This is a genomic window from Streptomyces sp. NPDC058008, from assembly GCF_042886395.1.
GTDB lineage: Bacteria > Actinomycetota > Actinomycetes > Streptomycetales > Streptomycetaceae > Streptomyces.
In genome coordinates this window covers 64,511-78,411 of record NZ_JBHVQX010000030.1, presented here as the reverse complement: position 1 = coordinate 78,411, position 13,901 = coordinate 64,511, and the positions used below count along the sequence as shown (strand labels likewise).

Annotated in this window: 7 protein-coding genes and 1 pseudogene; 1 reads left to right on the top strand and 7 read right to left on the bottom strand. The window is 72.1% G+C overall.

Annotation, left to right across the window (positions count from 1 at the left end; all coding sequences use genetic code 11):
• Positions 1-14: 14 nt before the first annotated feature.
• From pulA to ACFVS9_RS26655, 4 genes are all read right to left on the bottom strand, one after another.
• Positions 15-5,318, bottom strand: a complete 5,304-nt coding sequence (gene pulA, locus ACFVS9_RS26670; protein ID WP_389936125.1) for a pullulanase-type alpha-1,6-glucosidase — start codon at positions 5,316-5,318, stop codon at positions 15-17.
• Positions 5,319-5,415: 97 nt separating this feature from the next.
• Entirely contained in the window at positions 5,416-7,140 is a 1,725-nt protein-coding gene (locus ACFVS9_RS26665) for a carbohydrate-binding module family 20 domain-containing protein (RefSeq protein ID WP_383118656.1), read from the bottom strand.
• Positions 7,141-7,767: 627 nt separating this feature from the next.
• On the bottom strand, positions 7,768-7,977 hold the full coding sequence (locus ACFVS9_RS26660) for a DUF6243 family protein (protein WP_383118829.1): 210 nt from the start codon (positions 7,975-7,977) through the stop codon (positions 7,768-7,770).
• Positions 7,978-8,219: 242 nt separating this feature from the next.
• Entirely contained in the window at positions 8,220-9,299 is a 1,080-nt protein-coding gene (locus ACFVS9_RS26655) for a helix-turn-helix domain-containing protein (RefSeq protein WP_389936122.1), read from the bottom strand.
• Positions 9,300-9,946: 647 nt separating this feature from the next.
• Here ACFVS9_RS26655 and ACFVS9_RS26650 point away from each other — a divergent pair.
• Positions 9,947-10,354, top strand: a complete 408-nt coding sequence (locus ACFVS9_RS26650; protein ID WP_389936119.1) for a hypothetical protein — start codon at positions 9,947-9,949, stop codon at positions 10,352-10,354.
• Positions 10,355-10,416: 62 nt separating this feature from the next.
• Here ACFVS9_RS26650 and ACFVS9_RS26645 read toward each other — a convergent pair.
• The 3 genes and pseudogenes from ACFVS9_RS26645 to ACFVS9_RS26635 form a co-directional block, all read right to left on the bottom strand.
• A pseudogene (locus ACFVS9_RS26645) lies at positions 10,417-10,962 on the bottom strand (GNAT family N-acetyltransferase); the annotation flags it as partial.
• A gap of 159 nt (positions 10,963-11,121) precedes the next feature.
• Complete coding sequence (locus ACFVS9_RS26640) at positions 11,122-12,180, bottom strand: LacI family DNA-binding transcriptional regulator (protein WP_383118826.1); 1,059 nt, start codon at positions 12,178-12,180, stop codon at positions 11,122-11,124.
• Entirely contained in the window at positions 12,165-13,847 is a 1,683-nt protein-coding gene (locus ACFVS9_RS26635) for a glycoside hydrolase family 13 protein (RefSeq protein ID WP_389936116.1), read from the bottom strand. Before ACFVS9_RS26635 ends, ACFVS9_RS26640 begins: the two co-directional genes overlap by 16 nt.
• Positions 13,848-13,901: the final 54 nt, after the last annotated feature.

Genomic DNA, 13,901 nt, shown 5'->3' with positions numbered 1-13,901 from the left:
TGGGACCGCTGGTGTCAGCGCGCGGCGAACACGGCGACCGTGCGTCCCGGCACGGTGAAGCCCTTCTTCGCGTCGTACGAGGACTTCCTGACGGTGGCGTCCGCTCCCGACGCCTGGACGGGGTGCAGGGCGTACGCCTTCCCGGCCGTTCCGGGGACGGCCTGGCTCCGGGTCTGCGGGGTGGCGTTCAGGACGACGACCAGCTTGCCCAGGCGCATCGTGATGACCCCGGGGGTCTCCCCCGTGCCGGAGAGCGGGAAGGACAGGGTGTCCTGGACCTGCGCGGTGGTGGCGAGGCCGAAGTCCTTCTCGGTGGTGCGGATCGTCAGCAGGTCCTGGTAGGCGGTGGAGGTCGCGGTGATCTGCGCACATCCGGGGCTGAGCGCGGCGGAGGCCAGCAGCGGCCTGCCGTAGGACCACTTGTCCTCGTTGTCGGCGGCCGGCGGCAGTCCCCGGCCGAAGCCGTTGCCCTTGCGGCAGTCCCAGTGCAGCGCGTTGAACCAGTCGCCGCTGTCGTAGGAGTTGCGGTCCAGCGACTTGGAGCGGAGCAGGTCCGTTCCGGCCTGGGAGAGCGCCGGTCCCTGGGAGAGCGCGGCGGTCGCCATCGCCACGACCTGCATGCGGGCCCGGTCGGCCGGTGTGGTGTCCGCCGGGAGCTTGAAGGCGAGGGCGTCGTAGAGGGTTTCGTTGTCGTGGGCGTCGGCGTAGGCGAGCGCGTCACCGGGCGCGGCCGCGTATCCGGCGGGGGCCCCGTTGTAGTCGACGTCCGAACCCTTGACCGTGCGGCCCCGGGTGTCGGTGAAGGTGTAGTCGGCGAGGTTGCCGGTGAGGCCGACCTTGATCAGGTCCTGGTAGTGGAGCAGCCGGGCCTTCTGTTCGGCCTCGGTGCCGTTGGCCGCCGAGGTGTTGGGGTCGGTGTAGAGGCCGGAGGCGAAGCCCTGGACGCCGGGGTCCTCGTCGAAGGGGCTGCCGCCGCGCACGGCGTCGCGGGCCCGGTCGGAGAAGGTGGCGATGCCGGTGCCGGCCATGTTCTTCTGGGTGGCCTGGACGAAGCGGGCGTCGTCGGCGATCTCGCCGAAGTTCCAGCCCTCGCCGTACAGGATGATCTTCTTGCCGTCGACGCCGTCCCTGGCGACGGTCAGCTCGTCGAGGGCCTTGCGGACCGCGAGGATGTTGGCCTTGGGGTGGTGCCCCATCAGGTCGAAGCGGAAGCCGTCGACCTTGTACTCCCTGGCCCAGGTGACGACCGAGTCCACGACGAGCTTGCCCATCATGGTGTTCTCGGGCGCGGTGTTGGCGCAGCAGGTCGAGGTGGCGACGGTGCCGTCCTCCAGGAGCCGCTGGTAGTAGCCGGGGACGATCCGGTCGAGGACGGACTTGTCGTCCTGGCCGGAGGCGACGGTGTGGTTGTAGACGACGTCCATGACGGTGCGCAGCCCGGCGCCGTTGAGGCCCTGGACCATCTGCCGGAACTCGGTGGTGCGCTTCGTGCCGTCGGGGTCGGAGGCGTAGGAGCCTTCGGGGACGGTGTAGTGGAGCGGGTCGTAGCCCCAGTTGAAGCCGTCCTTCGCGGCGGCCTTCATGACGCAGGCCTGCTGCTCCTCGGAGTCGGGGGCGAGGACGGACAGGTCACAGGCGGGCTTCCGCTGGTCGGACTTCTTCTCCGGGATGGTCCCGATGTCGAAGACGGGCAGCAGGTGGACGTAGCTGGTCCCGGAGTCGGCGAGCTCCTTGAGGTGCTTCATGCCGTCGGAGCGGGTGTCGGTGAAGGCGAGGTACTCGCCGGGGTGCTTCGACGTGGGGTCCGTGACCGAGAAGTCGCGGACGTGCAGCTCCTGGATCTGCGCGTCGCGCAGCGGGACGGCGGCGGGCTTCCTCAGCGTGGACCAGCCGCGCGGCGCGAGCTCCGGATCGTCGAGGTCGACGACGAGGCTGCGGGCGGAGTCGGCGGTCAGCGCGGTGGAATAGGGGTCGGTGACCTTGTTGGTGACCAGTTTCCGGACGGTGGGGGCCCAGACCTGGACGGCGTAGCGGTAGGGCTTGCCCGTCCAGGACTTCTTGCCGGTGACCGACCAGACGCCGGTGCGGTCGTCGCGCCGCATCGGGACGGTCTTCCCGTCGAGTTCGAGCGCGACGGTGCGGGCGGTGGGCGCCCAGACGGAGAGGGCGGGGACGCCCTTGCGGAAGACGGGACCGAGTTCGGCGCCGCTCGCGGCCTTCCCGTACAGCTCGTCGAGCACGCCCGCGGTCTGTACGCCGGTCGCGGCGAGCAGGGCCCCGTTGGCGGCGCGCTGGGTGGCGATCAGCTGGCCCCGGAGGGACTCGCGGACGCGGGCACGGTCGCGGGTGTCGATGGTGAACGCCGGATGGCCCGCGAGGTGGGGGTACTTGGCCTTCTGCGCGGCGGTGAGTTCCGTGGCGCCGAGCCGCAGCCACTGCCCCTCGTCGGAGAGGGCGCCGTCGACGACGGAGATGCCGCCCTTCTTCGCGTACACGAGCTGCTGGCTGGTGGCGTCGGTGGCCTTCACCTTCCAGACGACGGTGTCCGCGTCGATCCACTGGGCCTCGGCCTTGGTGAGGTCGGGCGTGGGCACGCCGCCGGCCTGCGGCAGCAGGTAGCCGGGCCTGCCGCCGAGCATCCAGACCTCGTGCCCGTAGGAGGCGATGTCCAGGGACTGGTCGCTCGGGAGGTCCTTCTCGTCGCCCTTGTGGAGGATGTAGCTGAGTGAGGTGGCGCCGTCGGTGAGGGGGACCTCGAAGGTGGCGCCGTAGGCGTCGGTCCGCACGGGCTGGAGCGGCTTGGCCCAGTCCGTGGGGGCGGCGGCACCGGTCCAGGTGTGCAGGCCCCAGCCGTCGTAGTCTCCGTCGGCGCGGTGGTAGTGCAGGACGGCCTTGGAGGTGTCCTGGGGTGGGGCCTCGGGGGCCTCGTCGGTCTGCCCGTCCTTGCCCTGCTCGATCCAGACCTGGCCGGTCCTGGCGAGGTCGACGGTGCGCTCGGGGCCGTCGGCGGTGCCGTTCCTCTCGACCGTGTACGGGACGGAGGAGGCTCCCTCGGCAAGGTCGATCCAGGCGAAGGCGCCGTAGGCGTCCCGGCCGATGAAGTCGGCACTCGCGTCGCCGGACTTCAGCTGCCAGCCCTCGTAGTCGCCGTCGGCGCGCTTGTAGTGGACGATCGCCTGGTCGCGTTGGACGGCGACGGGCTTCGGGGCGGGCGGGGCCTGGCCGGCGGTCGTCGAGGCGAGGGCGCTCGCGGTGCGTCCGGCCCGGTCGACGGCCACGGCCTTGTAGCGCAGCGCGGTCCCGGCCTTCACCGAGTCGTCCAGGTGCTGGGTGACCTTGTACGGGGCGTGGTCGGCGGAGCCGAGCGTGACCCACGGCCCGTTGCCGGTCTGGGCGGCGAACACGACCCGGTTCAGGCCGCCGCCGTCCACGCCGGCGGTGAGCTCGACGGTGCCGGTGGCTCCGGCCGCCGGGGCCTCCAGCGTGACGGAGGGCTTGGTGGCGGGGGTGCCGAGCGGCTTGTCGGCGCGCAGGACGACGCTGGACAGCGCGGGCACCGTGATCCTGACGCTCCGGTCCGCGGCGCTGCGTACCGTTGCGGAACCGCCGTACAGCGTACGGAAGTCCATGCCGGCCGATTCGGTGGGGAGCCGCACCGTCCTCGCCTCGGCGGAGTTGTTCGAGGCGACGACGTACTCGTACGGGCGCTCGGTGCCGGTGCGCGAGAAGGCGTATACGGAGTCCTTCGCGTAGCGCTCGGTCTGGGTTCCGTCGCGCAGGGCCGGGTGCTCGCGGGTGAGCTTCGACAGGGCCGCTATGGAGCGGTAGAGCGGGTGGCCGGTGTCGAACGCGTCGGAGGCGTGCGTGCGGTCGGTGCCCAGCTGGTCGTCGTCGAGGTAGTCGGCGGTCTTCGAGGCGAAGAGCGTCTGGCGGGCGTCCTTGTCGCCGCCGGCTCCGGTGTAGCCCTGCTCGTCGCCGTAGTAGATCACCGGGTTGCCGCGGCCGAGGAACATCAGTTCGTTGGCGAGGCGGGCGCGGTTCAGGAGTTCGGCGTCGCCGGCGTCCGGGTTGTCCTGCTTGAGGAAGGTGCCGATGCGGCCCATGTCGTGGTTGCCGAGGAAGGTCACCTGCTCGTAGGCGTTGGCCTTGTCGGTGGTGTAGCGGTAGTCGTCACCGTAGACGGCGGCGAGCTTCGAGGCCGGGGCGCCCTGGGAGGCGTACTGCCGGGCCGCTTCCTGGAAGGGGAAGTCGAGCGTCGCGTCGAGCCTGCCCCGCGTCACGTAGGGCGAGGTGATCGCGGTGTCGGCGGAGTAGACCTCGCCGAACATGAAGAAGTCGTCGCGGCCGCGCTTCGCCGCGTAGTCGTCGAGGGCGGTCGCCCACTGCGTCCAGAAGTCGAGGTCGACGTGCTTGACGGTGTCGATGCGGAAGCCGTCGATGTCGAAGTCGCGGACCCACTTCTCGTAGATCTTCTCCATGCCGGAGACGACCTCGGGCCGCTCGGTCCACAGGTCGTCGAGCCCGGAGAAGTCGCCGTACTCGGTGGATTCACCCGCGTAGGTCGAGTCGCCCCGGTTGTGGTACATCGTGGTGTCGTTGAGCCAGGCCGGGACCTTCTTGCCGGTGTTCACCGGGGTGTACGGGAAGGATCCGGCGTCCACCGGGGCCATGCCCTCGGTGTCGTCGAAGGGGCGGCCGTCCTTGTCGAGGTAGGGGAAGGCGCCCTTGGGCTTGTAGCCGTACTTCTTCTCGGCGTAGTCGACGGTGTCGGCGGTGTGGTTGGTGATGACGTCGAAGAAGACCTTCATGCCCTTGCCGTGGGCCTTGTCGATCAGCTTCGTGAGGTCGGCGTTGGTCCCGAAGTGCGGGTCGACCTGGGTGAAGTCGGTGATCCAGTAGCCGTGGTAGCCGGCCGAGGCGTTGTCGCCCGTGCCCTGGACGGGCCGGTTCTTGAAGATCGGGGCGAGCCAGATCGCGGTGGTGCCGAGCCCCTTGATGTAGTCGAGGCGCTGGGTGAGGCCCTTGAGGTCACCGCCCTGGTAGAAGCCCTTGTCCGTGGGGTCGTAGCCGGTCTCCAGCCGCGAACCGGTCAGCCCGCCGCGGTCGTTGGAGGTGTCGCCGTTGGCGAACCGGTCGGGCAGCACGAAGTAGAACTGCTCGCGGGTCAGGTCGTGCCTGGCCGGCTCCTTGGCCAGTTTCGCGTCCGAGGGAGGGGACGGCGGTCTGGGCGCGGCGGACGCGGAGGCCGCCGGCACGACGGGGAGCAGCGCCGCGCACAGTGCGGCGACGGCCCCCCGCCGGAGGGTGGTTCGGGACACGGGCGGGTACTCCTCGGCTTTCGGGGATCGGGCGGTGCGGCGGCCGTGCGGGCCGGGGGCGCTCACCTCGCGTCCCCGGCCCGCCGGTGCGCGGGGTTCAGCTGCGCCAGGTGTCGGCGGTCAGCGTGACCTTTCCGGAGGACGGGACGGTGGCGGTGCGGTTGGCGCCGCTCTCCCAGGTGACGTTGCCGCTCGCGTCCTTGCGCAGGTACTTGTACTCGAACGCGGTGCCCGCGGGCAGGGCCACGTCGAGCTTCCAGACGGGGTAGGCGGCCGGGTCGAGCTTCAGGGCGCTGCCGGGTGCCCAGGTGCCGAGCGCGGCCTGGTTGCCGGTGACGTAGATGTTCTGGCCGGGCTGGGTGGTGGCGTTGACGCCGAAGGAGGCTCCGGACTGACCGGTGCCGGGGTCGGGGGTCGTGCCGCCGCCGGCGCAGGTGCGGGCGTTGACGTGCAGGGCGACCGCGGTGTTCGCGCCGAGGGTGGCGGTGAACTGTCCGGAGCCGTTGACGGTGACGCCCTTGCCGGACTGGACGTCGCAGTAGTCACCGGCGGGCAGCGACGTCTGGAACGTGCGGCTCAGCGAGGAGCCCTCGTGGTTGATGGCGACGTACGCCTTGGAGCCCCGGCCGAAGGCGATCTGGTCGCCGCCGTTGTCCCACCAGTTGGAGACGGCCTGGCCGCGCGCGGCGTTGCGGAAGCCGACCATGGAGGAGATCTCGCGCCAGGCGTGCTGGCACTTCCACCCGTCGCTGTAGCAGGCGTTCACCTGGCCGCCGTTGGGCGGGCCGGCGTCCTTGTCGGACCACTCGTAGCCGGAGTGGACGTCCGGGGAGCCGTAGGGGTAGGCCAGCATGAAGACGCTCGCCAGGGTGTAGTTCGCGCCGTCCTTGTAGTTGAGGGTGTCGCCGCCGCGCTCGGTGTCGTGGTTGTCGACGAAGACGGCGGACTTCCCCGACTCCATGAAGCCCCAGCCCTCACCGAAGTTCTTGAGGTAGGCGAGGTTCTCGTTGTTGAAGACCTGCTTGAGGCTGCGGGCGTAGCGGAACTCCTGGACGTCGCCGCTGCCGAGGTACTCGGAGGGCGAGACGGCCTCGCCCGCCCCGTAGATCGCCTCGTGCTTCCAGTACACGCCGGGGTTGCTGAGCCGGGACTTGATGTTCGCGAGGTCGGTGGCCGGCATGTGCTTGGCCGCGTCGATGCGGAAGCCGTCGACGCCGAGGGACAGCAGGTCGTTGAGGTAGCCGGCTATCCGGCCGCGTACGTACTCCTCGCCGGTGTCCAGGTCGGCGAGGCCGACCAGCTCGCAGTTCTGGACGTTGGCCCGGTCGCCGTAGTTGTTGATCGGCGACTGGCAGTCGTTCATGTCGTTGACCGAGTAGACGCCCGGGTAGTCGTACTTGGTGTACGAGGAGCCGCCCGTACCGGTGCCCGACCCGGCCGACATGTGGTTGATCACGGAGTCGGCGATGACCTTGACCCCTGCGCCGTGGCAGGTGCTGACCATGTTCGCGAAGGCCGTACGGTCGCCGAGGCGCCCGGCGATCTTGTAGCTGACGGGCTGGTACGAGGTCCACCACTGGCTGCCCTGGATGTGTTCCTGGGGCGGCGAGACCTGGACGAAGCCGTAACCGGCGGGGCCGAGGCTGTCCGTGCACGCCTTGGCCACGGAGGCGAACTTCCACTCGAACATCACCGCGGTGACGTCCTTCTCTCCGGGCGGTGCGGCCTGGGCCGGGCCGGCGGCGCCGAGCCCGGCGGGGACGGCGAGCACGGCGGCGCCCAGGGTGAGGGCGAGCGCGCCGGACAAGGGCCTGCGTGCCATGACGTTCCTCCTGCGGTGGGGGAAGTGCGGGGATGGCGGAGCAGCCTCACATGGCAACGCGCCGTGCCCTCAAGGCTCATGAAGGTTCTTGCAGCAAGGATGCAAAACCCTGTGCGCAGCAGACCGTACGAGCCTGACCTGCCCTGGTCAACCCCCTGGACACGACGCGATCACATCCCGCTCACATCCTCGAAATCCTGGAGATTTCTTCCTGCAAGGACTTACGCAAGATATTGCGGGCCTGTTAAGTTCATCCCGACTCCGGCCCGGCCGGCCGGGGGGCCGGTACACCGGACCCCACGCGCCCGGCCGACCGGGCCGGTCACGCCACGGAGGGGTCCGGACGTCGCTTCCCCGCCGGCCCATCCCGGGCCGACGTCGGGCCCCTCCTGTGCGGACCGGTCCACCCCTCATCCCCCCGGGGCCGCGCGGGCGGCCGCCTCGCGGGGACGGAGGCGCCGACGGCTACCCCCGGGACGCTTCCGCGCCCAGGACGTCGAGGTGGGTGCCTACCCGCTGGAGCGGTTCCGTCAACACCCCTGGCTCCTCGATACGGCGGCAGGGCCCGAACCGCGCGTCGCGGTCCGGGCCCTGCCCCGTGCGGTGCCGCCCTTCGGCGGCGGTGCGTCAGCTCTGTGCGGTGTCGTCGTCCGCCTGCTCGCCCCCCGCGCCTGCCTTCTCGCGCATCTTGCGTACCAGCTCCGCCTTCCGGTCGGCCGCGTTCCTGCGGTCGAGGTTGCGGTGCGGACCGTTGTTCTGCCGTTCGGCGCGGGACAGCTTCTTGCGCTGGCCGCCGCCCTGGCCCACGGGGTTGTTGATGTTCTTGCTGTCGGTCACGGGTTCTCCCGGTAACGGTGTGAAGAGGTCTGCGGATGCGTCGGCGGAGGGACGGGCGGCGGCGTCGAGCGGGGTCGGCGGGGGCCCGTCGTGCCCTCACTCGTCGATCTGCCTCTGGAGGACCATGAGAAAAACGTTACCCGGTTCCGCCTGCCCCGCACACCGGCCCCTTCCCCGGCCGGGCCGTCCACGGTGACGCGGCGAGCGGTGCGGCGCGCCCGGCCACGGGTTCCGGTCCGGGCTCAGACGGCTGCGGGCAGGCCCGTGCGGCAGTCGCGGCAGTGGCCGGGGTGCCGCGAGCGGAAGGCGCGGTCGCAGCGGTCACAGTTCTGGAGCGGGATGACGGTCACGCCGGGGCGCGCGGGCCGCGCGAGGTCCGGGGCACCGGGGAGCGGGGGTGGCAGGAGCGCCGTGATGCGGTGCCGGAGGAGCTTGGCGGGGTGCCGGAGCGGGACGGGGAGGTCGGCGGTGAGGGCATGCCGGACGGTGTCCGGGTGGGCATCGCGTTCGAGCCAGGCGACGACGCCCGGTACGAGAGCACGGACGTCCGCCTCCGAGAGCACCAGCTGGGGCGTGTGACGCCGCAGATCGGCGAGCAGCGCGGAGGCCGTCCGCCGGAACTCCGGAGTGGTCCCCCGCGGCTGCGGCAGCGGTACGGGCACTGCCGTACGGGCCGTAGGGGGCGGGACATGGCCCCGGTCCGGCCGAGGTGGCGGGGGCGTCGGCTGCTCCGGGGCGGGTCCGGCCGTGACGCCAGGGGCGGGAGGGCCGACGGGCCTGGTCGGTGTCGCGGGCCCGCTGGGCTTGTCGGGCTTGCTGGGGCTGGTGGGCTCGGCGGGGCTACTGGGGCTCTCGGGCCTGCTGGGCCTCTCGGACCTGCCGGGGCGCTCGGGCCTGCTGAGCCTGGTCGGCTCGGCGGGCCTGCCGGGGCTCTCGGACCTGCCGGGCTTGTCGGGCCCGGCGGAAGGGGCGGGCGCGCCCGGCCGGTTGTAGGAGACCGTGCGGGGCACGATGCGCCCGTCGGCGAGCCGTACCCGGCTGCGGTGGAGGTAACCGGCCGCCTCCAGCTCCCGTAGGGCGGAGGCGATGCGCGTCTCGCTCTCGGGGAAGCGTTCGGCGAGGCGCTTGATGCCGATCCTCGCTCCGGCGGGCAGCGACTGGATGTGCGCGGCCAGCCCCACAGCGACGAGCGAGAGGCCGCGGTGCTGGGCGAGGTGGTTGCCGATGACGGTGAAGCCCGCGGTGTGCCGGACGTTGCTGTGGATCACGCCCGTTTCGGCGGACCGGGCGCGCGGCGGCGCGATAACCTGCTGGGTATCCATCGGGAAGGGCCTAACTTCCTCGGTGGTCAGGCCCTCGCCCGGGATGCCAGTCCCGGCGGGGGCCGTCTCATTGTCTGTTGGGGTCGAGGTGAGCATATGCCCGGCAATGCATGGAAAATCCAGCCCAGTTGGCGTATGTCACCCGAGTGAGTGACGAAGCGCGCGTTGCGGTGGGTCGGGTCGGGAAGGGTGTTTTCCCGAGTTCTTTCACAGCTTTCAGCATCGCGGGCCACCGTGTCACGGCTCACCGGGTCGCGGTCCGCCGCGACCCGGTGACGGCGGTCACCGTACGGGGCCGGGTCCGGCCCGGACCTTCCTGCGCGGGGCGGTCCCTGCGGCCGCACCCCGGCGGTGCGTCCTCACCGGGCGAGGTGGAGCGGGGCGCAGCGGCGCGTCGGCCGGTGGGCGGTCGGGAACCAGCGCGCTCGGTTCCGTCCGGGGAGAGGCATCGCGTCGCCCGCCCGTCGGAGGCAGACCGGCCCGGGCGTCCGCGTCAGGGAAGCCGCCGGTCCTCGTCGAGCGGGTGCGGGGGGAGACATGCCCCGCAAGCCCTCCGCCGGAGGAGCCGCCGAGCGTCCCGGCGCCCGCCCCCACGCGCCCGCGCCTGCGGGCGCCGGCCCTCGGATACATGGAAGGACGGCAGCCCGATGCCCCTGTCGGACAGTGAGAGCGAAGCGGTCCCGTACGTGCGGTTCCAGTCACCGCACGCGAACGGGCGAGGCCACTTCACCGGGGTCTTCGGGCTCGTGAACGGGCTGGCGCGGGAAGGCAGGCTCTCCGACGAACAGGAGTCCTTCCGCCGCACCAACAACAGCTGGTACGACGCCGCGTACACCGATCCTTCGACCGTCGATCCCGCCGTCTACGACGAGGAGGTCAACCCCGGCGCAGCGGCCTGGTTCAAGCCCTCCGCCACGCATCTCCTCGCACGGGTCCCCGGCTATCTGGAGATCCTGGCCGCTCACGGCGTGGAGTGCCTGACGCTGAGTTCCGTCGATCCGGGCAGGGTCGTCTACGAGGACGACGTACAGGTCGTGGTCGTCCCGCACGCCTGAGGTTCGTCCGCCGGGCCGGGCGTGCCCGGCCTGATCCGGACGGACGGCCCCGCCGCGTCCCGACCGCCCGGCGTGGCCGGGGGCCTGGTGCCGAACCACTGTTCCGCGCCGTACTCCTCGAACCGCTCCACCTCCGCGAACCCCAGCTTCGCCGCGAGGCGCATCGAGCGGTCGTTGGCGGTCCGGGTGCAGAGCACCACCGGTTCGCCGGGCAGCGCGTCGGCGAACCAGGCGAGGGCCGCCTCGCACGCCTCGGCGGCGTATCCGTGCCCCCAGGCCTCCGGCAGGAAGGTGTAACCGAGTTCGGCCTCCCCGGCGCCCGGGCCGAGGTGCCCCGGGCGTTCCGCGTCGCGCCGGTCGAGGGAGACCATGCCGACCATCGACCCGTCGAGATCGGCCACGAAGAGGCCGGGGCGCCGGCCGGGCACCTCGGGCACCGCGCGCTCCAGCTCGGCGCGCGGCCGGGGGCCGCCGAGGTAGGCGTGCACCTCCGGCGACGCGAACAGCTCGATGAACGCCGCCCGGTCCCGGGCCTCGGACTCACGGAGCACGAGGCGTGCGGTCCGTATCGGAGCAGGTGGCCAGGCAACGGGTCCGAGTCCGGTCATGGCGGGCAACCTACCGCACGCCGGGGGCGCCGGGGCGGTCCGTCGCCGACGTCCGGGCCCCGGCGGTCGCCCGACCCGCCGGGGTGACGCGGGCCCGGAGAGACGAGGGGCCGGATCCCCCCTCCGGACCCGGCCCCTCGTCTCCTGTTCCCGCGACGCTCAGGCGCCCCGTGCCGCCGCCGTGGACCCCCGCACCACCAGCTCCGGCTGGAACACGTACTCCGTGCGCTGCACGGGACTTCCCGCGATCTCCTCCAGCAGTGCGCCCACCGCCGCCGCGGCCATCGCCTGCACCGGCTGGCGGACCGTGGTCAGGGGCGGGTCGGTGAAGGCGATGAGCTGGGAGTCGTCGAAGCCGACGACGGAGACGTCCCGGGGGACGTCGAAGCCCCTCCCCCGGGCTGCCCGGACCACGCCGAGCGCCATCAGGTCGCTGCCGCAGACGATGCCGGTGCAGCCCGCGTCGAGCAGGGCCCCGGCCGCGACCTGGCCGCCCTCGACGCTGAACAGCGTCGAGCAGACGAGGCGTTCGGCCTGCTCCTGGTCCATGTCCAGCAGCGATACGGCCGCCTCGACGAAGCCGTCACGCTTGCGCCGGGAGGGTACGTAGCGCTGCGGCCCGATCGCCAGGCCGATCCGCCGGTGCCCGAGCTCGGCGAGATGGCCGACGGCCATCCGCACCGCGGCCTGGTCGTCGGGGGATACGAACGGGGCGCTGATGCGTTCGTTGTAGCCGTTGATCAGGACGAACGGCACACCGCGTTCGGTGAGCGCCGCGTAGCGCGCCGGGTCGGCCGAGGTGTCGGCGTGCAGCCCGGACAGGAACACGATGCCGCCCACGCCGCGCTCCACGAGCTGTTCGACGAGCTCGTCCTCGGTGGCTCCCCCGGGCAGCTGCGTGCAGAGCACGGGCGTGTAGCCGTGCCCGGCGAGCACCTGCTCCACGGACTGGGCGAACGCCGGGAAGATCGGGTTGACGAGTTCGGGTGTCACCAGTCCGATCAGTCCCGCGCTGCGCTGCCGCAGCCGTACGGGGCGTTCGTAGCCGAGGATGTCGAGCGCCGCGAGCACCCGCTGGCGCGTGGTGTCCGCGACGCCCGGCTTCCCGTTCAGCACCCGGCTGACGGTGGCCTCGCTGACCGTGGCCTGACCGGCGATGTCGGAGAGCCGCAGCGCCGGTCCGGTCCTGGGTGCGGGGACGGTCACACCGTCCACCACACCGTGGTGTCCGCGGGCAGCTCGAACGTGTCGCCGTCGGCGGCGACCGGGCCGCTGGCGAGCAGCAGGGTGCCCGGGGCGGCGATCCGGACCGGGGCGCCGGTCGTGTTGACGGTGCAGACGAAACCGGGGCGGCCGAGGACGAGAACGCCGTCGGGCGCGTCGAGCCACTCGACGTCCGTTCCGCCGCCGAGGCCCGGGTGTTCGCGGCGGGCGGCGATGGCGGCGCGGTACAGCTCCAGGGTGGAGCCCTCCGTGCCGGTCTGCGCCTCGACGGAGAGCGCGCCCCAGCTGTCGGGCTGCGGCAGCCAGCTGCCGCCGCTGCCGAAGCCGTACGAACTGCCCTCGCGGGTCCACGGGATCGGCACGCGGCATCCGTCGCGGAAGCCGTCCTGGCCGTCGGCGCGGAAGTACGACGGGTCCTGGCGGGCCTCGTCGGGGAGGTCGGTGACGTCCGGCAGGCCCAGCTCCTCGCCCTGGTAGACGTAGGCGGAGCCGGGCAGGGCCAGCATCAGCAGGGTGGCCGCGCGGGCCCTGCGCAGGCCGAGCACGGGGTCGCCGGGGGTGCGGATCTGGGTGCCCAGGCCCGGCGGGTTGGCGAAGCGGGTGGTGTGCCGGGTGACGTCGTGGTTGGAGAGCACCCAGGTGGTGGGAGCGCCCACCGGACGCATCGCGTCGAGCGAGGAGTCGATGACCGCGCGCAGCTCCGCGGCGTCCCAGGCGGTCGACAGGTACTGGAAGTTGAAGGCCTGGTGCATCTCGTCGGGGCGCACGTAGTTGGCGGTGCGCTCGACGGTGGGGGTCCACGCCTCGGCGACCGCGATGCGCTCGCCGGGGTACTCGTCGAGGATGGTGCGCCAGCTGCGGTAGATCGCGTGCACGCCGTCCTGGTCGAAGAACGGCAGGCCGTCGTCCGCGCTGCCCAGCAGCTTCAGCTGGTCGTGCGTGCCGAGGTCCGGCAGGCCCTCCGCCTTGACGAGGCCGTGGGCGACGTCCACGCGGAAGCCGTCGACACCCATGTCGAGCCAGAAGCGCAGGATGGACCGGAACTCGTCGGCGACGGCCGGGTGCTCCCAGTTGAAGTCGGGCTGCTCGGGTGCGAAGAGGTGCAGGTACCAGTCGCCCGGGGTGCCGTCCGGGTCGGTGCTCCGGGTCCAGGCCGGGCCTCCGAAGATGGACTCCCAGTCGTTGGGCGGGAGTTCGCCGTCGGCGCCCTTGCCGGCGCGGAAGTGGTAGCGGTCGCGCAGGGCGGAGCCGGGGCCCTCGGCGAGGGCGCGCTTGAACCACTCGTGCCGGTCGGAGGAGTGGTTGGGCACCAGGTCCACGATGATGCGCAGGCCCAGGTCGTGGGCCTCACGGATCAGCGCGTCGGCGTCCAGGAGCGTGCCGAACATCGGGTCGATCGCCCGGTAGTCGGCGACGTCGTAGCCCGCGTCGGCCTGCGGGGAGGCGTAGAAGGGGCTGAGCCAGACGGCGTCGACGCCGAGGTCCCGGAGGTAGGGGAGCCGCGCGGTGACGCCCGCGAGGTCGCCCATGCCGTCGCCGTTGCCGTCGGCGAAGCTCCGTGGATAGACCTGGTAGATCACCGCGTCCTGCCACCAGCCTGTGCGGTGGCCCGGGGTGTCGTCGGACGTGCCGGTGGAGGGGGCAGCGAGGTGCTGGGTCATGTCGTCCCTGGGGTGTCTGGGTGGGGAGCGGCGCCGGTACCTGGTCGGGGATCC